The sequence below is a fragment of the Streptomyces lonarensis genome, from assembly GCF_012033735.1.
In the GTDB taxonomy this organism is placed as follows: domain Bacteria; phylum Actinomycetota; class Actinomycetes; order Streptomycetales; family Streptomycetaceae; genus Streptomyces; species Streptomyces lonarensis.
Genome location: NZ_JAAVJD010000111.1, coordinates 1 through 17,719, shown reverse-complemented (window position 1 = coordinate 17,719; position 17,719 = coordinate 1). Strand labels below are relative to the sequence as shown.

Here is a 17,719-nt window from a genome sequence, read left to right as displayed (position 1 = left end):
CGCGGCGGCCGGTCCGCCGGCCGGCGCGGTGACGCAAGCCGGGCCCGACGCGGTGACGCACGCCGGTTCCGGTGCCGTGCCCGACGCCTGCGGCCGGTGCCTGGCGATGCGCTGGCAGCGGCTCCGCAGCCGCTCCGAACGCGAGGCGCTCGAACTCGGCTACCACCCGGGCGGCGGCAGCGCCTGGCCCGCCCTCACCGACCACGCGCTGGACGCCGTCTGGCACACGCTGCGCGCGCTCCCGCTCGCCGCGCCGCCCGCCGAGCCGGAGCTGCCGCAGGTCACCCGCATCGACCTGGTGACCCTCGCCGTCGTCACCGTGCCGCTGCTGCCCGACCCGCTCTGCCCGCACTGCGTGACGCCCCGCCCCGACGCGGCCGACGCCGCCTGGCCGCAGCCGGCCCCGCGCCCCAAACCCGCCCCGGACGGCTACCGGCTGCGGAGCCTGGGCTCGTACGCGCTGCCCGCCGCTGCGCTGGCCAACCCCGTCTGCGGTGCGCTCGGCGCCGTCACCCACCTCAACCCCGCCTCCACCACCACCGCCCCCATCTCCGGCTCGCACTTCGTGCGCGGCTACGCCGGGCTGAACGACGTCACCTGGAGCGGCCAGGCCAACGCCTACGGCACCAGCCGCAGCCTCGCCTACCTGGAGGGGCTGGAGCGCTACGCCGGCACCCACCGGCGCCGCGGCACACAGGCGGTCCTCGGCTCGCTGACCGGGCTGACCGCCCGCGAGGGTGCCCACGCGGTGCTCGACCCGCGCAGCTGCGGGGTGTACGCCCCGGAGACCTACGCGACGGACCCGCTGCTCAGCCCGTTCGACCCCGACCGCGAGATCCCGTGGATCTGGGGGCACTCGCTGCGCGGCGGCCGGCCCGTCCTCGTCCCCGCCCGGCTGGTCCACTACGGCGCCGGCGTCGAGGCGGACAACTTCGTCTTCGAGTGCTCCAACGGCTGCGCCACCGGCAGCTGCCCGGAGGAGGCGGCGCTCTTCGGACTGCTGGAGCTGGTGGAGCGCGACGCCTTCCTCATGTCCTGGTACGGCCGGTCACCGATCCGGCGGATCGACCCGGCGCTGGGCACCGGGCCCGCGGTCCGGTCGATGCTCGACCGCGCCGCGCTCCACGGGTACGAGGTGCGCGCCTTCGACACCCGCGCCGGTCTCCCGGTGCCGGTGATCACCGCGCTGGCAGTCCGCCGCGACGGCGGTCCGGGGACGCTCTCCTTCGCCGCCGCGGCCGGGTTCGACCCCGTGGAGACCCTGGAGTCCGCCCTCTCGGAGGTGCTGACCTACATCGCGCACCTGCCCTTCCAGGTCGCCGACCGGCTGCCCGAGTTGGAGGCGATGGCCGACGACTGGGACCGGGTGCTCCACCTCACCGACCACGCCCAGCTCTACGGGCTGCCGCGGATGGCCTCCCACGCCCCCGAGTACCTCACCGACGAGGAACCGCTGCCGCTCACCGAGGCGTTCGCGGACTGGGCCGAGCGACGGCCCCGCACCGGTGACCTGGTGGACGACCTGCACCTGCTCCGCGACGAGCTGGCCGGGGCCGGGTTCGACGCGATCGCCGTCGACCAGACCACCCCGGAGCAGGCGCGGCTGGGGCTGCACACCGTCGCGACCATCGTGCCGGGGCTGCTGCCGCTGGACTTCGGATGGCGCAGGCAACGCGCCCTGCGGATGCCCCGGTTGCTCGACCACCTCGCGGGCCGGCCGCCTCGGTCGGTGCCGCACCCGTTCCCCTGACGTGGCGGCGCCGTCGGCCCCGGCGGGGTTCCCCCCGGGGCGCGCGTGCGGCAGAGTCGCACGCGGGGGCGGAGTCGGACGAGCGGGGGCAGCGGATGAGAACGGTGAGCACGGCACGAACGATGAGAGCAGCCGGGACGGCGAGCGCGGTGGGCGCGGCGGGAACGGCGGCGCTGGCGGTGGCGCTGCTGGCGGGATGCACCGCGACGCCGCCCCCGCCGCCGCCTGCCGCCGGAGCCTCGCCGGAGTCCGCCGGCGCCGCGCCGGCGGACTCGCGCCGGGCGGTACCGGAGGACGCCCGGCAGCACGCCGTGGACCGGCCGGAGATCCGGCAGGGCGCGGCGGAGGCCGTCGCGGTGGGGCCGGAACGGGGCGACCACCACCTCGGGTCGGTCCCGCTGACCGCCGGGGCCTCCTGGCTCGCCGTCACCTGCCGCTCGGACGGGCCGCGGCAGCAGGTGACCGTGGCGGTCGAGCAGCTCACCTCGGTCGGCGTCACCTGCGAGAGCGAGGAGGCGACCCGCTTCCTGACCCGGCTCGATCTCACCGAAGCGGAGGCCGGGCAGGCGCAGTTGACGGTCCGGGGTCCGCAGGGCGTCGAGTGGTACGTCTCCTTCCAGGTGCCGGACACCGACGCCGTCTGATCCGGCTGCGCGACCCGGCCCGCGCGAAGCGGCGGTGATCCCGCTCACGAAACTGTCCGGAACAGTTGCCTGTGCACATGTGCGCCGGGGTAGCGTGATCATTCCGCGACTCGGGCGAGCAGGAGGAGCGAAGCGCCGGCGTCCGGCCCCTGGGGGCCGTGCGGCGGTGCCCGGCCGTGAGGTCGGCCTTCTGCGGGCGGCGTTCGAGCGCGCTTCGGTGGTCCCGGCCGGTTTCGGCCGACCGCGGCGCCACCGACACCCGCGCGCGGGACCACCGTGCGGATGGTTCGTCGCCCCGTCCTCCGGGGCGCCGGGCGGGCCGTCCGCTCGGCCGCTCCCGCGCGTCAGTTCCGGCGCGCCGCCGTGCGCGCCCGGGGCACCCCTCGCCCGGTGCGGGCGCCGGGACCGCAACCGAGGAGCTCCAGATGCGCAAAGCCGCCCGCCGGTCGACCGTCGCCGGTCTCACCGCTGCCGCCCTGTTCGGCACCTGGATGTTCGCAACGGCGAACGCCGGGGAGTACACCGAGTCGTTCGACTCGCTCAACCGTGACCTGTGGCAGTGCGAGTTCTCCTGCCCGACCGTCGAGGGCGGCGTCGCCGACTTCACCCTCTCCCCGGGCATCGACGCCCGGGAGTACGGCTCCTGGTCCAAGGTGTCCTACCGGGCCGAGCGGTTCACCGAGGGCGAGTTCGCCATGCGGTTCAAGCTCACGGAGCGCCCCACCGACCAGGCGGTGTGGTGGGGGCTCGCCCTGTGGGACAACGGGCCCGAGGAGGACATGAGCAAGTTCAACGAGATCAACTTCGGCTACACCACGAACCAGAGCTTCGAGAACACCGAGCTGCGGTTCGAGAGCGCCAAGCACGGTGTCTACCAGTCGATCCGGGTCGACACCGGAGTGGACCTGTACGACGGCGAGTGGCACACCGGCACGCTGAAGTACACCGCCGACCTCGTCCAGTTCTACCTGGACGGCGAACTGCTCCACACCATCAGCGACAAGGACGTCATCCCGACGGACCCGATGAAGCTCACCGTCGGCCCGCGGCTGGTCGACGGCAGCGCGCCGCTGGAGCAGGAGTTCACCCAGTCCGTCGACTGGGTCTGGTTCCGGAACTGACCCACGCCCGCAGCCGCAGGACGACGCGCACGCCGAGATCCGGCCGGGCAGCCTCCCGGCCGGACTCGGACCCGGCAGCAGTGATCAGGCGCTGCAGGAGGTGGTGCTGGTGGTGCTGGAGCAGGTGGAGGTGGAGGAGCAGGAGGTGGAACCGGCGAGCACGACCTCGGCGGTGTCCGAGTAGTCGGAGATCTCGAAGGTCTCGGACTCCAGCTCCAGGATCTCGTCGGCGAGGGTGGCGAGCTCGGGCTTCTGGGTCATGGCGTCTCCAGTCAGTGGGGCACCGGCCGATCCGGTGGCCTGATCGCTTCTCCATTCCAGCGGTGACCACTGCCACATCGGCCTCGGTTCCGCTGTCACCCCGCTGACACCCCCGGTCCGCGGCCCCGCGCCGGCCGCCCCGCCTCCGCGCCGCCCGGTGTCAGTCCGTGTCAGCGGAGCGTCGTCCCCCTGGCACGATGGGGGAGGATGCTCGATGAACCGGGGGAGAGCCTTTTGCGAAGGGAGCCCCCATGGCCGTGCCCGCCGACGTGCTGCGGACGGCGGTCGAGCGCTATCTCGACCTCCACGCCCACCCGGAACTCTCCGGCGCCGAGCACCGCACCGCCGGTCTGCTGGCGGAGTGGCTGACGGACGAGGGCTGTTCGGTCACCACCGGCATCGGCGGCCACGGCGTCGTCGGCGTGCTGCGCAACGGTGACGGGCCGACCGTGCTGCTGCGCGCCGAGCTCGACGCGCTCCCCGTCGCCGAGCAGACCGGCCTGCCCTACGCCTCCACCGTGCCCGGCGTGATGCACGCCTGCGGCCACGACCTCCACCTCGCCGCCCTCGCCGGCGCCGTCACCGCGCTGGCGCGGGAGCGGGACGGCTGGTCCGGGACGCTGGTGGCGCTCGGGCAGCCGGCCGAGGAGACGCTGACCGGCGCGCGGGACGTCCTCACCGACGGCCTGTACGAACGGGTCCCGGCGCCCGACGTCGTCCTGGCGCAGCACTGCGCCCCGACACCCGCCGGGACGCTCGCCCACGCCCGCGGTCCTCTCCTGGCGGGCAGCCGCACCCTGGAGGTGGTCCTCCACGGCCGCGGCGGGCACGCCGGGGCGCCGCAGCTGACGGTCGACCCCGTCGTCGCGGCGGCGGCCGTCGTCACCCGGCTCCAGGCCGTGGTGGCGCGGGAGACCGACCCGGCGGAGCAGGCGGTCGTCACCGTCGGCAGGCTCCACGCGGGCGACCAGCCCAACGTCGTCCCCGACCGGGCCGAACTGGGCATCACCCTGCGGGCGTTCACCGAGGCGGCACTGGACCGGCTCACCGCCGCCGTCGAACGCGTGGTGCGCGCGGAGAGCGAGGCGTCCGCCTGTCCTGCCGCACCGGAGATCGGTGTCACCGGCCGCTCCCCGGTGCTGACCGCGGACGCAGCGACGGCCCGCACCGTCTTCGCCGCGCAGGCCGCGCACTTCGGCGCGGTCCGGATGCGCGACTGGCCCGGTGGCATGGCGACCGAGGACTTCCCGCTGCTGGGGGCCGCCGGGGCCGCCCTCCACGGTCGCACCGGCATCCGCTCGGTGTACTGGATGCTCGGCACCGCCGCCGCGCCGCGCTCCACGGGCACCGCCGCCCCGGACGGGGACGGCCCCCCGGGCGGCGCCGCCCACCCGGAGCCCGTGGCCGGCAACCACTCGCCGCACTACGCGCCCGACGTCCGCACCGCGCTCCCCACCGGGATCGAGGCGCTGGCCGCGGCGGTGCGTGCCGTCGCACCGGCGTGAGGCAGCGGCATGCGAGCGCGCGAAGCGGGACGACGACCGGGACGACGACTGCGGGGGCAGCCGGGGGAGAGGAACCGGGGGCGGGCTGCGGGGACCGCCCCCGGATCGAGCAGCGAGGAGAACGCGATGGAGACCGACCACCTCACCGGCCCGGCGACCGCCGGCGCCCCCGCCACCGGCGGCCCCTGCTACCTCGACGTGGCCGTGGTGCGGCGGGACCAGCGCGCACCGGGCGGGGAGTCCACCGCCATCCGGCTGCTGGCGCTGCTGCCCGGTGACGCCGGGCGCTGCACCGAGGTGGACGCCGACCGGGTGCGGTTGCGCATCCCGGTCAGCGGGCCGGCCGGCAGCCGCGCGGCGCGCCGAGCGCTGCGCGCGGTCCTCGCGGACCGGGCGCTGCTGGGCTGGGCGGAGGAACCGGCCGCCGGCTGACGGCCCGGTGGTCGGGCGGTGGGGCGGTGGGGCGGTGGGGCGGCCGGCGTCAGATCCAGCCGCGCTCTCGCGCCAGCAGCGCCGCCTGCGCGCGGCTGGCGGCGCCGAGCCGCTGCATCACCTCGGCGACGTAGCGGCGGTAGGTGCGGACGCTGACACCGAGGTCCCGCGCGGCGGACTCGTCCTTGGCGGCGGTGCACATCAACGTCAGTACCCGGCGCCCGGGTTCGGAGAGCGGCGCGTCCTCGATCTCCGGTTCCCGCAGCAGCACGGAGAGGGACTCCGCCTCGTCCCAGATCTTCTCGAACAGCGTCACCAGGTTGCCGACGAGACCGCTGGAGTGGGCGAGCAGCGCGCCCCGGTCGGTGTCCCACGGGTCGATCGGGACCAGCGCCGCGTTGCGGTCGTAGACCAGGATGTGTTCGGCGAGCCGGTCCGCCACCCGGACACGTGCGCCCCGGGAGACCAGCTCGCCGAGGTACTCGACCGTGCAGGGGCTGTCCAGCGCCTCGCGCACCACCACGTGCCGCAGCCGCACCCCCCGCCGCAGCGAGCGGGTGTTCAACTCCCGGGAGTGCGAGAGCTGCTCGGGCGGTATCTCCAGCCGCGGCTCCACCGAGAGGATCTCGTCCCGGGCGAAGAACGCCAGGTCGTCGATGCGGCTGCGGACCTGCGGCCAGTCGCTGAGCTGCTCGATCCCGCGCGGCGTGGGCAGCGGCACACCCGTCTCCGCCCGCAGCGCGTCGAGCAGGTGCCGCGACTGGGTGATCAGCTGGATCTCGCGGTAGAGGGCGCGCAGCCGCAGCTCGGTCAGCCGGGCCACGGCGGTCTCCGGGTCCGCCGGGCTGAGCATCCCGGGCCGGGTGTCGGTGCGCAACAGGCCGATGACGCGGAGCCGTTGCACGGCGTCGTCGGCCTTCGCCCGGTCCATCTCCAGGCGTTCGGGTACGGTCGCCGGGTCGGAGTCCGGCTCGCGGAGGAAGTGGCGGTACACCAGCTCCTCCTCGGCGGACAGGCCGAGCACGGCCATATCGTTCCGACGCAAGGGCCCTCCCAGCCTGGTCAACGGCTGGGGACAGCGTAGTCGGGGGCGGTGAACGGGCAAGGGGTCGGCGGATGCACGCGTGGCGACGTCCGGAAGCCGAACGCCGGGTGTCGGACGGGGGGCCTCGCTGCCGCGGCCGCCACGCGTCAGCCGGCCGGGCGCACGTCGACGTCGTCGGCGCGGACGAACGCGATGCGGTGGCCGAGTTGGATCTGGTGGTACCGCTGCCCGCGGACGACCTGGTGGCCCGCCGGGTCGAAGGTGGTCGCCGCGTAGAACTCCCCTTCGAACGCCTCACCCTCGCGGCCCACGGCGTAGGACTGCCCGGCGGCGAAGCGGTAGGGCAGCGGCTCGGCCGGCCGGACGGCCACCCCCTCCGGGTAGTCCGACGGCGCCGGGTAGGCCACGCCGTAGACCGGCACCACCTCCTTCCCCTCCTTCGGGGTGGCGATCCAGCCGCTGCCGGGCACCGCCGTCCGCCGCTCCTCGGGGTCGTGGAACCAGGCGCGCCGCCCGTTGAACCAGACGGCGCTCCACTCGCCCTCCCGACCGGCCAGGGCGAACTGCTGGCCGGCCGAGGCGCGGGCGCCGATGTCGTGGATCGAGGTGCCGGATTCCTCCCGGCCCGGGTGGGTGCCGGGGTCGGGGACGAGCGGAGCGTCCGCCGACGGCCCGGTGTGCAGCCGCACCCCGCTGGAACCGTGCGGCTCGCACGCCGCCGCCGTGTCGTCCGGGTCGCAGCCGGTGTAGCCGGGGCGGTGGGTGTCGTACGCCGGGTTGATCGTCACCAGCGGCGAGTCCGCCCCGCCGTCGGCGGCGATCGGCGCGCCCAGCAGCGAGAAGTAGTGCGCCCAGTCCCAGTACGGCCCGGGATCGGTGTGCATGCCGGGGATGGTGCCGGGCCCCACCCCGGGCACGTTGTCGTGGCCGATGACGTGGTGCCGGTCCAGCGGGATGCCGTGGCGCTCGGCCAGGTACGCCACCAGCCGCGCGGAGGCCCGGTACATCGCCTCGGTGTACCAGGTGCCCGGCGCCCGCAGGAACCCCTCGTGCTCCAGCCCGATCGAGGTGGCGTTGACGTACCAGTTGCCCGCGTGCCAGGCGACGTCCCGGGCGGGGACGTGCTGCGCGACGTGGCCGTCCGAGGCACGCAGGCTGTACTGCCAGGACGCCCAGGACGGGTCCTGCACCAGGTCGACGGAGGGCCCGAAGTACCCCTCCATGTCGTGGACGACGACGTACCGGACCCGCTGCGAGGCAGGACGGTCGGCCTTGTCGTGGTTGCCGTAGGTCACGCTGCCGTCGGGGCGCTCGTACTCCTCGTAGGCGGCGTCGATCCACGCGCAGGAGAGGTCCGGCGGGCACTCCGTCCGCTCGTCACCGGGCGGCGGGTCACCGGGCGGGTCCTCGGCGGGCGGGTCCTCGCCGGGTGGCGGTTCCTCGGCGGGACGGGCGCCGGCCCGCGCCGCTCCGGCCGGCGTCGTCGCGGGCAGCGCGAGCAGCGCCGCCTGCTCGCTGCGGGGGTCGACGTCGGTGGCGGGGAGCGCCACCCGCTGGCCGTCGTCGGTGGTGCGCTCGGCGCCCGCCGCGATGACCGCGTACACCTCGGCGGCGAAGGCCTCCGCCGCCGGCCTGGTGTCGCTGCCGCCGTACCGGGCCACCGCCGCGTACCAGTCGGCCGGGTCGCGGCTCGCCGGCAGGCCCAACTCCCGCTGGGACGCGGCCAGCAACGCGGCGCCGCCCTGTACGTTCGCCGCGTTGCCGGACCGCAGTTCATGGGGGCGCAGCCCGGTGAGCTCCGCCGCGCGTTCCACCGTGCGCCCGCTCGCCGCGTCGGTGCCGGTCGGGGCCGCCGGCGCCGGGGCGTGCGCGGGCTCCAGCGGTCGGCCGGTGTCGCCGCGCGGGTCCTCCTCGCCGTGCAGGTGGTGGTTGCCGCCGGGTTCGGCGGCGAGCGCGGTCGCCACGTCCGTCAGGTGCATCGGGCCGTACCCGCCGGCCACGCTGGGCGCACCGCGGTGGCCGTCCCACCGCGACTGGAGGTAGGCCACGCCGAGCAGCACCTCCTCGGGCACGCCGTGCTCCGCGGCCGCCGCGGCGAAGGCCGCCTGCAGCGCGCCGGGGCCCCCGTCGGTGCCGGCGACCGCCGACGGGCCCGCGTGCAGCAGCGGCAGCGCGACGGCGACCGCCGCGCCGGCGGCGGCGAGCCGGGGGAGGCGACGGGCGGTCCGGGCGGTGGCGGGGCTGGACACGGTGTCTCCCGGGCGTGCGTGGGGTGCGGGGGCCGCCCGGGTCGCGGTCCGCCGCCGTCGGTCCGCCGGTACGGATGCGGGGGAGGCGGGCGGCGCGACCTGGTCTCCTCCCAGGGGTAGCCGGTCGCCACGCCCGCCGTCAACGACCCGGGCGCGGGGCCCGGGACGCGTCCCGGCGGTCCCCCGGGGGCGCTTTCACCCCGACGGCCCCGGGTGCCTGCGGCGCGGCACAGGTCCACACCTCCGCCGGACGGGCGCGGCCGCCGTCGGGCTTTGCCGTTATTTTGCCGTCCCCCGATCGGGCGACCGGAGCTGGACAGCCACCGGCCGGCCCTCGACGGTGGGGCCATGGAGCCACCGCACACCCCCGAACAGCCGGGCGCCCGGGCCGACCGGACACACCGTCGGACACCGCTCCCGCCCATCGGGCGACGGCGCTCCGCAGCGCCCCCGGCCCCGGCCGGCGGCGGCGCCCCGGTGGGCCAGGACCCGCCGTTCGGCCGCCGCCCGCCCGGGGGAGCGCGTGCCGCCGGCAAGATCGCGGCGGCGTGCGCCGGACTGCTCGCCGTGGTGGCGCCGGTGCTCACCGCCGGCGCCCCGGTGACCACCGTCCCGGGCGGGGGTGCCGCCCCGCTCGCCGCCGACGGCACCGCGGCGCCCGGCGGTGACGGGCCGTCGGACGGGCCGGGCGCGGCGCAGACGGCGGACCCGGGCGCGGGGGGTGACACCGCCCGCCCACTGGACCGCACGGTCGCCGGTGTCGGCAAGCTCATCTGGGAGACGGCGGACGGCGGGCTCCGCATGTGCTCCGGGGCGGCGGTGGAATCCCCCAACGGCAGCGTCGTCGCCACCGCCGCGCACTGCGTCCAGGAGCCCGGCACCCCGGCTCCGGGCGACGCCTGGTTCCTGCCCGGCTACGAGGACGGCTTCGACACCTTCCGCCGCGACGGCTGGCGGGTGACCGGCGTCCACCTGCCGGCGGAGTGGGACGTCAGCCGTACCCTGCGCGAGATCCTGCCGCACGACTACGCCTTCCTCACCGTCGAGCGGCGCGAGGGGCGCACCCTGACGGAGGCGCACGGCGCCAACCGGCTCCGGTTCGCCCCCGTACCCGAGGAGGACGCGGTGACGGCGATCGGCTACGCCGCCGCCCACCCCTACGACGGCGAGTCGGCCTGGTCCTGCACCGGACCGACCCGGGTGCTGGGCCCGGACGACGCCATCGCGGCCAACGTGGGCGGGCTGCTGCTGGAGGCGTGCGGACTCACCCAGGGCGCCAGCGGCGGGCCCTGGCTCCAGCGGGTGGACCCGGAGACCGGCGCGGGCACCGTGGTCGGGGTGACGTCGGCGGCGACCGGCCAGGGCGAGATCGTCGGCCGTCCCTACCCCGCCGAGGCGCGCGCCCTGTACGACGCCGCCTCCGGCGAGCCGCGCGGCGGGCTGCCCGACCGCTGAGAGCACACCGGCCGCCGGGCGAACCGGTCTCGCAGGCCGCGGCCGGCCGCCCCGGCGTCCGGTGCGCGGTTCGCGACCGGCGGCCGGTCAGCCCGCCGGGGCGAGGAAGGCGTCGAACTCCGACCGGTACCCCGCCCAGGTGTCGGGCCCGGCCGCGTACTCGGTGTCGGAGAGCAGACACGAGTCGAGCACCCGGGCCAGTTCGTCGGTGGGGAGCTCGGGTGCGGTGAAGACGAGGTGCTGGACCCGGTCGCCGTGTTCGGGGTCCCAGTCCAGCGCCGCCGCCGCGCGGCGTTCGGCCGGCACCAGCTCCCAGGCGGCGTCCGGCAGCGCCGCCAGCCACGGCCCGGTGGACTCCACGCAGAGCGCGCCGCCCGCGCACTCCCACGACACCAGGGTGTCGGGCCGGTCGGCGAGCCAGAACCGGCCCCGGCTGCGGACCGCGACACAGGCCAGGTCCTCCAGTGCGGCGAACAGCCGGCCGGGGTGGAACGGCCGACGGGCGCGCCAGACGGCGGTGGCGACGCCGTGGGCGTGGTCGTCGTGCGGCAGCAGCGCGCACGCCGGGTGGCGGCGGCCGGCGGCCGCCTCGGGGTCGAAACCGGGCCGTACGGCGGTCGCGAACCCCGGGTCGGAGGTCCGCAGCCGGCGCGCGGTCGGGTGGAGCTGCCGCAGCAGCGCGTGGTCCGCCTCGTCGGCGGCCTCGGGGCCGTCCACGAGGACCAGCACCGGCGGGTACTCCAGTTGCCGGGCGAAGGTGTCGGCCACGGTGCGGCCGTCACCGGGCGCGGCGGCGAGGCCGCTCTCGTCGAGGCCGTCGCCGTTGGCCAGGCAGGGCAGCACCAGCGCCGGGTCCACCGCGGTGACGACGCCGTCCAGGCTGATCCGCTCGGAGGTGTGCGCGGCCACCACCTCGGCCATCGACTGCGGTTCGACGGAGTCCCACAGCTCGACGACGGCCAGCGGGTGGGTGCCGCAGGCGGCGAGCCGCTCCAGTTCCGGCACCAGGTCGTCGCGGAGCGCGCAGCAGGCGCACTCGTTGACCAGCGGCACCTCGCGGACGTCGGTGGTGCCGTCGCCGTCCCGGAGCGAACTGGTCACGGTGGAGCCGGCCGCCCCGGTGAGGTCGTGGTGGAGGGCGACCGCACCGGGCACCGCGTGCAGCAGTGCCTCGGTCGTCGCCCTCCGGGCCTCCGCGTGCATGCCGGCGACGATCACCACGCTCAGCATCAGCGGCCACCGCTCCGTCCGTAGCGGCGCTCGAAGCGCTCCACGCGTCCCTCGGTGTCCATGACGCGTGCGTTGCCGGTGTAGAAGGGGTGGCTCGCCGAGGAGATCTCGACGTCGACGACGGGGTACTCGTGCCCGTCCTCCCAGGCCACGGTCGGCGCGTTCTCGCGGGCGACCAGGGTGGAGCGGGTGAGGAAGGCGGTGCCGGCGGCGCGGTCGCGGAAGACGACCGGTCCGTAGGCGGGGTGGATGTGCTGCTGCATGGCGGTTCCTCTCGGGTCCGTTGCGGGTCTCAGCGTTCCTCGCGGAACGCCACGTGGCGCCGGACGACGGGGTCGTACTTGCGCAGGGTCATCCGGTCGGGGTCGTTCCTGCGGTTCTTGCGGGTGACGTAGGTGAATCCGGTGCCGGCGGTCGAGCGGAGCTTGACGACCGGGCGGATGTCGTTGCGTGCCATGCCGCTACTATACAGAAACGGGAATCATTTTCATTAAGCGTTCCGGCGGTCCCGGTTGTTCCCGGCCGGCCCGACCGGAGCCCGAACCCGCCCCCGACCCGGCCCCGGCCCGCCGCCGGAGCACGAGAGGACCGCCGCGGATGTCCGCACACTGCCAGCTCACCGGCCGCAGCCCCGGCTTCGGCAACCACATCTCGCACTCCCACCGCCGCACCCCGCGCCGCTTCGACCCCAACATCCAGCGCAAGCGCTACTGGCTGCCCAGCGAGGGCCGGCACATCCGCCTCCGGCTCAGCACCAAGGGCATCCGGACGGTGGACACCATCGGCATCGAGGCCGCCGTCGCCCGCATCCGGGCCCGCGGCCACCGCGTCTGACCGCCACGCGCCGCCCGCCCCGCCACCCCGCACCCACCACCACGGAGACCGCCATGGCCAAGAAGAGCAAGATCGCCAAGAACGAGCAGCGGCGCCGCGTCGTCGCCCGCTACGCCGAGCGCCGCGCGGAACTGCGCGAGATCATCCGCCGCCCGAGCACCCCCGACGCCGAACGCGAGGCGGCCCAGCGTGAACTGCGCGCCCAGCCCCGCGACGCCGCCGCCGTCCGCCTCCGCAACCGCGACAGCGTGGACGGGCGGCCCCGCGGCCACCTCCGCGCGTTCGGACTCTCCCGGGTGAACACCCGCGTGCTCGCCCACGCGGGCCACCTGCCCGGCGTCCGCAAGGCGTCCTGGTGAGCCGCGGCCCCGGCGGCCGGCGCCGCGGCGCCGACAAGCCCCGGCCCAACCCGCTCCACGCGGCCCGCATCACCCGCATCGACTACAAGGACACCGACCTCCTCCGCCGGTTCGTCTCCGACCGCGGGAAGATCCGCTCCCGGCGGCTGACCGGACTGACCGTGCGGCAGCAGAAGGAGATGGCACGCGCGGTGAAGAACGCGCGCGAGATGGCGCTGCTGCCGTACGCCACCCCGACGGCGGCGGCCAAGCGCCACGGCTAGCGCCCCGCGGGCGGGCGGGGCGCCTCCGGCCCCGCCCGTCGGCGCGCCGGGCGGCGCACCCCGGCCCGCCACCGGCCGGCCCCCGCGACCGTACGGTCCGCCCCCGATCGGCTCCTCGCCGCCCGGGACAGCCCGGGCTCCGCCCGCGTAGCATCCGCCCCATGGGTGAAGCGACGACGCGGACTTCCGGAACCCCGGCGGCGGGCCAGTGGTTCCCGCCCGAATGGCCCGACCGGATCAGGGCGCTGGCGCGCGGCGAGATCACCCCGCCCGACCCCCGCCCCTCCGCGACCGTGCTGCTGCTCCGCGACTCCCCGCACGCGGCCGCTCCCGGGCCGGAGGTCTTCCTGCTCCGCCGCCGCACGTCGATGGCGTTCGCCGCCGGCGCCTGCGCCTACCCCGGCGGGGGCGTCGACCCCCGCGACCACACCCCGCTGAACTGGGCCGGCCCCGGCCCCGCCGGGTGGGCGAAGCGGCTGGCGGTCGACGAGGCGACCGCCCAGTCCGTCGTCTGCGCCGCGGTCCGCGAGACGTTCGAGGAAGCCGGCGTCCTCCTCGCCGGCACCACCCCGGACGACGTCGTCTCCGACATCACCGGCGACGACTGGGAGGCCGACCGCCGCGCCCTCGTCTCCCGTGAGCTGGCGTTCTCCGAGTTCCTGGCGCGCCGCTCGCTGGTGGTCCGCGACGACCTCCTCGGCGGCTGGGCGCGGTGGATCACCCCCGAGTTCGAGGCCCGCCGCTACGACACCTGGTTCTTCGTGGCGGTGCTGCCCGAGGGCCAGCACAGCCGCAACGCCTCCACCGAGGCCGACCGCGCCGGCTGGACCGCCCCCGCCGACGCGCTCGCCGGCTACCGCGCCGGCGAGCTGCTGATGATGCCGCCGACCGTCGCCACCCTGCGCGCCCTGCTGCCGCACGCCCGGGCCGACGACGCGCTCCGCGCCGCCGGGGACCGCGACCTGGCGCCGGTGCTCGCCCGCGCCCGGTTGGACGGCGAACGCGTGGTCCTCAGTTGGCCCGGGCACGACGAGTTCGAACGCAGCGTCACCGCCGACGGTGAGGCGACCCCCTCGCCGCCGGCCTCCCCGCCCGCCGCCCCCGGCGACCGCCCCGCCTCCGACGCCCCCGGGAAGGACACCCCATGACCGATGCCGCCGCGCCCCCCGGGGAGCCCGAGACCGCGGTCACCGACGGCCCGGTCACCGAACGCGCCACCTGCCTGCTGGCGCCCAACCCGTCGATGATGACCCTCGACGGCACCAACACCTGGGTGCTCGCCGAACCCGGCGCGCGCGAGGTGGTCGTGGTCGACCCCGGCCCCCTCGACGAGGAACACCTCGCCCGGGTCGCCGCCACCGCCACCGCCGGCGGCCGCACCGTCGCCCTCACCCTGCTCACCCACGGCCACCCCGACCACTCCGACGGCGCCGAGCGGTTCGCCGAGCTGACCGGTTCCGCCGTCCGCGCGCGTGACGCCGCCTTCTGCCGCGGCGCGGAGCCGCTGGTCGCCGGCGAGCTGCTGCTCGTCGACGGACTGCGGCTCTCCGTCATCCCCGCCGCCGGCCACACCGCCGACTCCGTCGCGTTGCTGCTGACGGCCGACGGCGCGCTGCTCTCCGGCGACACCGTGCTCGGCCGCGGCACCACCGTCGTCGACCACCCGGACGGCGACCTCGGGGACTACCTCGACACGCTGCGCCGGCTGCGCGCCACCGTCGTCGACGACGAGGTCCGCGTCGTGCTCCCCGGCCACGGCCCCGTGCTGCGGGACCCGGTCGGCGCCATCGACTTCTACCTGGTGCACCGCGCCAAGCGGCTCGCCCAGGTGGAGTCCGCCGTCGAGGCCGGGCACCGCACCCCGGCCGAGGTGGTCGCGCACGTCTACGCGGACGTGGACCGCTCGCTGTGGCCGGTGGCCGAGCGCTCCGTCCGCGCCCAGCTGGAGTACCTGACCGAGCACGGGCTGATCTGAGAGCGGGTGTGCGACCCCGCGCCGGGCCCGCGACGACGGCGACGGCCCTCTGCCGCGTTGTCGAAGGACGCCCGCACCCCACCCGGTACGAGGGCGCCCCTCCGCCGTGCGACTGACCGCGTCCGACGCCGCGAGCCGATCCGACGCGGGGTCTCCCCCGCGCGCTGAGCCGCCCGAGCGGCACGGGACGCGAAAGGCCCGGTGGGGTGCGCTCTCGCGCGCCCCACCGGGCCTTCCGCCGTGCTGAGGAGCCGCCGTCAGCGGCTGCGGCGGGCCAGTCGCTCGATGTCCAGCAGGATCACCGCGCGGGCCTCCAGCCGCAGCCAGCCGCGGGCCGCGAAGTCCGCGAGGGCCTTGTTGACCGTCTCGCGGGAGGCGCCGACCAGCTGCGCCAGCTCCTCCTGCGTCAGGTCGTGCACCACGTGGATGCCCTCCTCGGACTGCACGCCGAACCGGCGCGACAGGTCGAGCAGCGCCTTGGCGACACGGCCCGGGACGTCCGAGAAGACGAGGTCGGACATGTTGTCGTTGGCGCGACGCAGCCGGCGGGCGACGGCGCGCAGCAGGGCGCCGGCCACCTCGGGCCGGATGTTCAGCCAAGGCTGGAGGTCGCCGTGGCCGAGGCCGAGCAGCCGGACCTCGGTCAGCGCGCTGGCGGTGGCGGTGCGCGGTCCGGGGTCGAAGAGCGACAGCTCGCCGATCAGCTCCCCGGCGCCCAGCACGGCCAGCATGTTCTCGCGGCCGTCGGCGGAGGTGCGGTGCAGCTTGACCTTGCCGTCGGTGACGACATAGAGGCGGTCACCCGGGTCACCCTCGTGGAACAGTGCCTCCCCGCGCGAGAGCGTCGTCTCGGTCATGGAGGCGCGCAGCTCGGCGGCCTGCTCGTCATCGAGCGCCGCGAACAGCGGTGCGCGGCGAAGAACGTCGTCCACGAGGTCTCTCTCCCTCTCGGCTGTGGGCCAGGTGTCGGCCGCTGGGCCCCATCATGCCGGACCGCACTGGGGTGCCGTCAGTCACAAGTCTGACCTACCGGAACCGTTTGCATGCCGCCAGGGGGGCCGTTCGGTACCCGGAGGCGGGCCGGGCGCCCTGCCCGCCGTGCGCCGGTGTGCGCCTGTCGACGCCTCCAAACGGCCGCCCAGCACCGGCAGAACACGGCCTCCCCGAGCCGCCCGGGGAGGCGGTGAGCGGCGGCGTTCCGCCCACGGCGAACAGGCGTCCACGGCACGTCGGAACAGCCCCTCCTGCCCCTTTTGCGCCTTCGCCGCCCGACCCGCGCCGGGTGCGTCCGCCGGGCGTGCGGCACCACCCGGGGTGACCGGGTGTGCGCGCGTGGTCAGGTAGGGGTGCTGCCGCCGGCCCGTCGCCCGCGCGCGTCGCGGCGGAGCCGTCCCGGCGCCACAGCGCCCGCCGCCCGCGCTCGTGGATGCCCCGGTGCGCCCCGCACGCACCGGCGGCCACGCCGGTACCGGCCGCAACCGCCGCGGCGGACGGCCCGTCCGGCGTAGCCTTCGTCGCATGGCTGAGAGCAGGGCGCGAGCGGGGACGGCGGAGACGGGGCAAAACGGGAAGCAGACCGGCGCGGGGGAGGAGGGGGCGCAGCGGCGGACGCGGGGCGAGGAGCCCGCGAAGGTGCCTGCGACGAAGCCGGCGTCGTCCGCGAAGAAGCCGGCGAAGAAGTCCGCGCGGTCGGGTGGCGCGGGCACCGGGGCCCGCAAGCCGGAGAGCAGGCTCGCCATGGTCCGCCGGGCGCGCCGGATCAACCGCGAACTCGCCGAGGTCTACCACTACGCCCACCCCGAACTCGACTTCGAGAACCCGTTCGAGCTGCTGGTGGCGACGGTGCTGTCGGCGCAGACCACCGATCTGCGCGTCAACCGGACGACCCCCGCCCTCTTCGCCGCCTACCCCACCCCGGAGGCCATGGCCGCCGCCGATCCGGCCGAACTGGAGGAGTTGATCCGCCCCACCGGCTTCTTCCGGAACAAGGCGAAGTCGCTGCTCGGTCTCTCGGCCAAGCTCTGCGAGGAGTTCGGGGGAGAGGTGCCCGGTCGGATGGAGGACCTGGTGTCGCTGCCGGGCGTCGGCCGCAAGACGGCGTTCGTGGTGCTCGGCAACGCCTTCGACGTCCCCGGCCTGACGGTCGACACCCACTTCGGGCGACTGGTCCGGCGCTGGCGGCTGACGGAGCAGACCGACCCCGAGAAGGTCGAGGCGGAGATCGCCGACATCATCCCCAAGAGCGAGTGGACGATGTTCTCCCACCGGGTGATCTTCCACGGCCGCCGGGTCTGCCACAGCCGGAAGCCCGCCTGCGGGGCCTGCCCCATCGCCGCGCTCTGCCCGGCCTACGGTGAGGGCGAGACCGACCCCGACAAGGCGCGCGGCCTGCTCAAGTACGAGCTCGCCGGTGAGCCCGGCCAGCGACTCAAGCCGCCGGCCGACTACCCCGGCCCCGCCGCACGGCCCGCCGACGAGCCGCAGGCGGGCGACGCGTGACCCGCGGCGAGCCGGCTGGGGCGGCCGGGTCGGCCCTCGGCGAGGAGAGTGCGCCCGTCGGGCCGGGCGCCCGACCGGAAGGAGCGGTCCGCCCCGA

Annotated in this window: 19 protein-coding genes; 12 read left to right on the top strand and 7 right to left on the bottom strand. The window is 76.1% G+C overall.

Annotated features, from left to right (window positions below; genetic code table 11):
- The 3 genes from HCN56_RS14895 to HCN56_RS14885 all read left to right on the top strand — a co-directional run.
- Nucleotides 1-1,750, top strand: a 1,750-nt coding sequence (locus tag HCN56_RS14895; protein WP_167971291.1) for a TOMM precursor leader peptide-binding protein, incomplete at its 5' end; no start/stop codon positions are given.
- A 104-nt stretch (nucleotides 1,751-1,854) separates the two neighbouring features.
- Complete coding sequence (locus HCN56_RS14890; RefSeq protein ID WP_167971289.1) at nucleotides 1,855-2,394, top strand: hypothetical protein; 540 nt, start codon at nucleotides 1,855-1,857, stop codon at nucleotides 2,392-2,394.
- A gap of 425 nt (nucleotides 2,395-2,819) precedes the next feature.
- A complete protein-coding gene (locus tag HCN56_RS14885; RefSeq protein WP_167971288.1) occupies nucleotides 2,820-3,515 on the top strand; it encodes a glycoside hydrolase family 16 protein in 696 nt (231 codons plus the stop codon).
- A gap of 84 nt (nucleotides 3,516-3,599) precedes the next feature.
- Here the strand turns inward: HCN56_RS14885 and HCN56_RS14880 are convergent, their stop codons facing one another.
- A complete protein-coding gene (locus HCN56_RS14880; protein ID WP_167933477.1) occupies nucleotides 3,600-3,776 on the bottom strand; it encodes a thiazolylpeptide-type bacteriocin in 177 nt (58 codons plus the stop codon).
- 251 nt (nucleotides 3,777-4,027) lie between these two features.
- Here HCN56_RS14880 and HCN56_RS14875 point away from each other — a divergent pair, with 251 nt between their 5' ends.
- Nucleotides 4,028-5,281: an amidohydrolase gene (locus HCN56_RS14875; protein ID WP_167971286.1), complete on the top strand. Its 1,254-nt coding sequence runs from the start codon at nucleotides 4,028-4,030 to the stop codon at nucleotides 5,279-5,281.
- Between the two features lie 126 nt (nucleotides 5,282-5,407).
- A complete protein-coding gene (locus tag HCN56_RS14870; protein WP_209312752.1) occupies nucleotides 5,408-5,713 on the top strand; it encodes a hypothetical protein in 306 nt (101 codons plus the stop codon).
- A 49-nt stretch (nucleotides 5,714-5,762) separates the two neighbouring features.
- On the opposite strand, the gene HCN56_RS14865 is transcribed toward HCN56_RS14870, so the two are convergent.
- On the bottom strand, nucleotides 5,763-6,758 hold the full coding sequence (locus HCN56_RS14865) for a helix-turn-helix transcriptional regulator (protein ID WP_245246576.1): 996 nt from the start codon (nucleotides 6,756-6,758) through the stop codon (nucleotides 5,763-5,765).
- A 146-nt stretch (nucleotides 6,759-6,904) separates the two neighbouring features.
- Entirely contained in the window at nucleotides 6,905-9,007 is a 2,103-nt protein-coding gene (locus HCN56_RS14860; RefSeq protein WP_167971284.1) for an N-acetylmuramoyl-L-alanine amidase, read from the bottom strand.
- Nucleotides 9,008-9,355: 348 nt separating this feature from the next.
- On the opposite strand from HCN56_RS14860, the gene HCN56_RS14855 reads away from it, so the two are divergent.
- Nucleotides 9,356-10,462, top strand: a complete 1,107-nt coding sequence (locus HCN56_RS14855) for a trypsin-like serine peptidase (RefSeq protein ID WP_167971282.1) — start codon at nucleotides 9,356-9,358, stop codon at nucleotides 10,460-10,462.
- Nucleotides 10,463-10,549: 87 nt separating this feature from the next.
- Here the strand turns inward: HCN56_RS14855 and HCN56_RS14850 are convergent, their stop codons facing one another.
- The 3 genes from HCN56_RS14850 to rpmG are packed head-to-tail and all read right to left on the bottom strand — an operon-like array spanning nucleotide 10,550 to nucleotide 12,149.
- A complete protein-coding gene (locus HCN56_RS14850) occupies nucleotides 10,550-11,692 on the bottom strand; it encodes a CobW family GTP-binding protein (protein ID WP_167971280.1) in 1,143 nt (380 codons plus the stop codon).
- Nucleotides 11,692-11,955: a type B 50S ribosomal protein L31 gene (locus tag HCN56_RS14845; RefSeq protein WP_167971278.1), complete on the bottom strand. Its 264-nt coding sequence runs from the start codon at nucleotides 11,953-11,955 to the stop codon at nucleotides 11,692-11,694. The genes HCN56_RS14850 and HCN56_RS14845 overlap by 1 nt, the downstream gene beginning before the upstream one ends.
- A gap of 29 nt (nucleotides 11,956-11,984) precedes the next feature.
- Complete coding sequence (rpmG, locus tag HCN56_RS14840) at nucleotides 11,985-12,149, bottom strand: 50S ribosomal protein L33 (RefSeq protein ID WP_167934432.1); 165 nt, start codon at nucleotides 12,147-12,149, stop codon at nucleotides 11,985-11,987.
- 140 nt (nucleotides 12,150-12,289) lie between these two features.
- Between rpmG and rpmB the strand changes: the two genes are divergently transcribed.
- The 5 genes from rpmB (at nucleotide 12,290) to HCN56_RS14815 (ending at nucleotide 15,123) form a co-directional block, all read left to right on the top strand.
- Entirely contained in the window at nucleotides 12,290-12,526 is a 237-nt protein-coding gene (gene rpmB, locus HCN56_RS14835; protein ID WP_167971276.1) for a 50S ribosomal protein L28, read from the top strand.
- Nucleotides 12,527-12,579: 53 nt separating this feature from the next.
- A complete protein-coding gene (gene rpsN, locus HCN56_RS14830) occupies nucleotides 12,580-12,885 on the top strand; it encodes a 30S ribosomal protein S14 (RefSeq protein WP_167971274.1) in 306 nt (101 codons plus the stop codon).
- Nucleotides 12,882-13,148: a 30S ribosomal protein S18 gene (gene rpsR, locus HCN56_RS14825; RefSeq protein ID WP_167971272.1), complete on the top strand. Its 267-nt coding sequence runs from the start codon at nucleotides 12,882-12,884 to the stop codon at nucleotides 13,146-13,148. The genes rpsN and rpsR overlap by 4 nt, the downstream gene beginning before the upstream one ends.
- Before the next feature lie 161 nt (nucleotides 13,149-13,309).
- The gene (locus HCN56_RS14820; protein ID WP_167971270.1) at nucleotides 13,310-14,296 is read left to right on the top strand and encodes an NUDIX hydrolase; all 987 of its coding nucleotides are present in this window, start codon (nucleotides 13,310-13,312) and stop codon (nucleotides 14,294-14,296) included.
- Nucleotides 14,293-15,123 (top strand): MBL fold metallo-hydrolase, encoded by an 831-nt coding sequence (locus tag HCN56_RS14815; protein WP_167971268.1) that lies wholly within the window; start codon nucleotides 14,293-14,295, stop codon nucleotides 15,121-15,123. Before HCN56_RS14820 ends, HCN56_RS14815 begins: the two co-directional genes overlap by 4 nt.
- A gap of 257 nt (nucleotides 15,124-15,380) precedes the next feature.
- Here HCN56_RS14815 and HCN56_RS14810 read toward each other — a convergent pair whose 3' ends face one another.
- Nucleotides 15,381-16,055, bottom strand: a complete 675-nt coding sequence (locus HCN56_RS14810) for a Crp/Fnr family transcriptional regulator (protein WP_167971266.1) — start codon at nucleotides 16,053-16,055, stop codon at nucleotides 15,381-15,383.
- A gap of 586 nt (nucleotides 16,056-16,641) precedes the next feature.
- On the opposite strand from HCN56_RS14810, the gene nth reads away from it, so the two are divergent.
- On the top strand, nucleotides 16,642-17,622 hold the full coding sequence (nth, locus tag HCN56_RS14805) for an endonuclease III (protein ID WP_245246574.1): 981 nt from the start codon (nucleotides 16,642-16,644) through the stop codon (nucleotides 17,620-17,622).
- The last annotated feature ends 97 nt before the right edge of the window (nucleotides 17,623-17,719 follow it).

Coding starts and splice junctions, on each gene's coding strand:
- HCN56_RS14885 (WP_167971288.1), top strand. CDS start 2,820: ATGCGCAAAGCCGCCCGCCGGTCGACCGTCGCCGGTCTCACCGCTGCC.
- HCN56_RS14880 (WP_167933477.1), bottom strand. CDS start 3,776: ATGACCCAGAAGCCCGAGCTCGCCACCCTCGCCGACGAGATCCTGGAG.
- HCN56_RS14875 (WP_167971286.1), top strand. CDS start 4,028: ATGGCCGTGCCCGCCGACGTGCTGCGGACGGCGGTCGAGCGCTATCTC.
- HCN56_RS14870 (WP_209312752.1), top strand. CDS start 5,408: ATGGAGACCGACCACCTCACCGGCCCGGCGACCGCCGGCGCCCCCGCC.
- HCN56_RS14855 (WP_167971282.1), top strand. CDS start 9,356: ATGGAGCCACCGCACACCCCCGAACAGCCGGGCGCCCGGGCCGACCGG.
- HCN56_RS14850 (WP_167971280.1), bottom strand. CDS start 11,692: ATGCTGAGCGTGGTGATCGTCGCCGGCATGCACGCGGAGGCCCGGAGG.
- HCN56_RS14845 (WP_167971278.1), bottom strand. CDS start 11,955: ATGCAGCAGCACATCCACCCCGCCTACGGACCGGTCGTCTTCCGCGAC.
- rpmG (WP_167934432.1), bottom strand. CDS start 12,149: ATGGCACGCAACGACATCCGCCCGGTCGTCAAGCTCCGCTCGACCGCC.
- rpmB (WP_167971276.1), top strand. CDS start 12,290: ATGTCCGCACACTGCCAGCTCACCGGCCGCAGCCCCGGCTTCGGCAAC.
- rpsN (WP_167971274.1), top strand. CDS start 12,580: ATGGCCAAGAAGAGCAAGATCGCCAAGAACGAGCAGCGGCGCCGCGTC.
- HCN56_RS14820 (WP_167971270.1), top strand. CDS start 13,310: ATGGGTGAAGCGACGACGCGGACTTCCGGAACCCCGGCGGCGGGCCAG.
- HCN56_RS14815 (WP_167971268.1), top strand. CDS start 14,293: ATGACCGATGCCGCCGCGCCCCCCGGGGAGCCCGAGACCGCGGTCACC.
- nth (WP_245246574.1), top strand. CDS start 16,642: ATGGCTGAGAGCAGGGCGCGAGCGGGGACGGCGGAGACGGGGCAAAAC.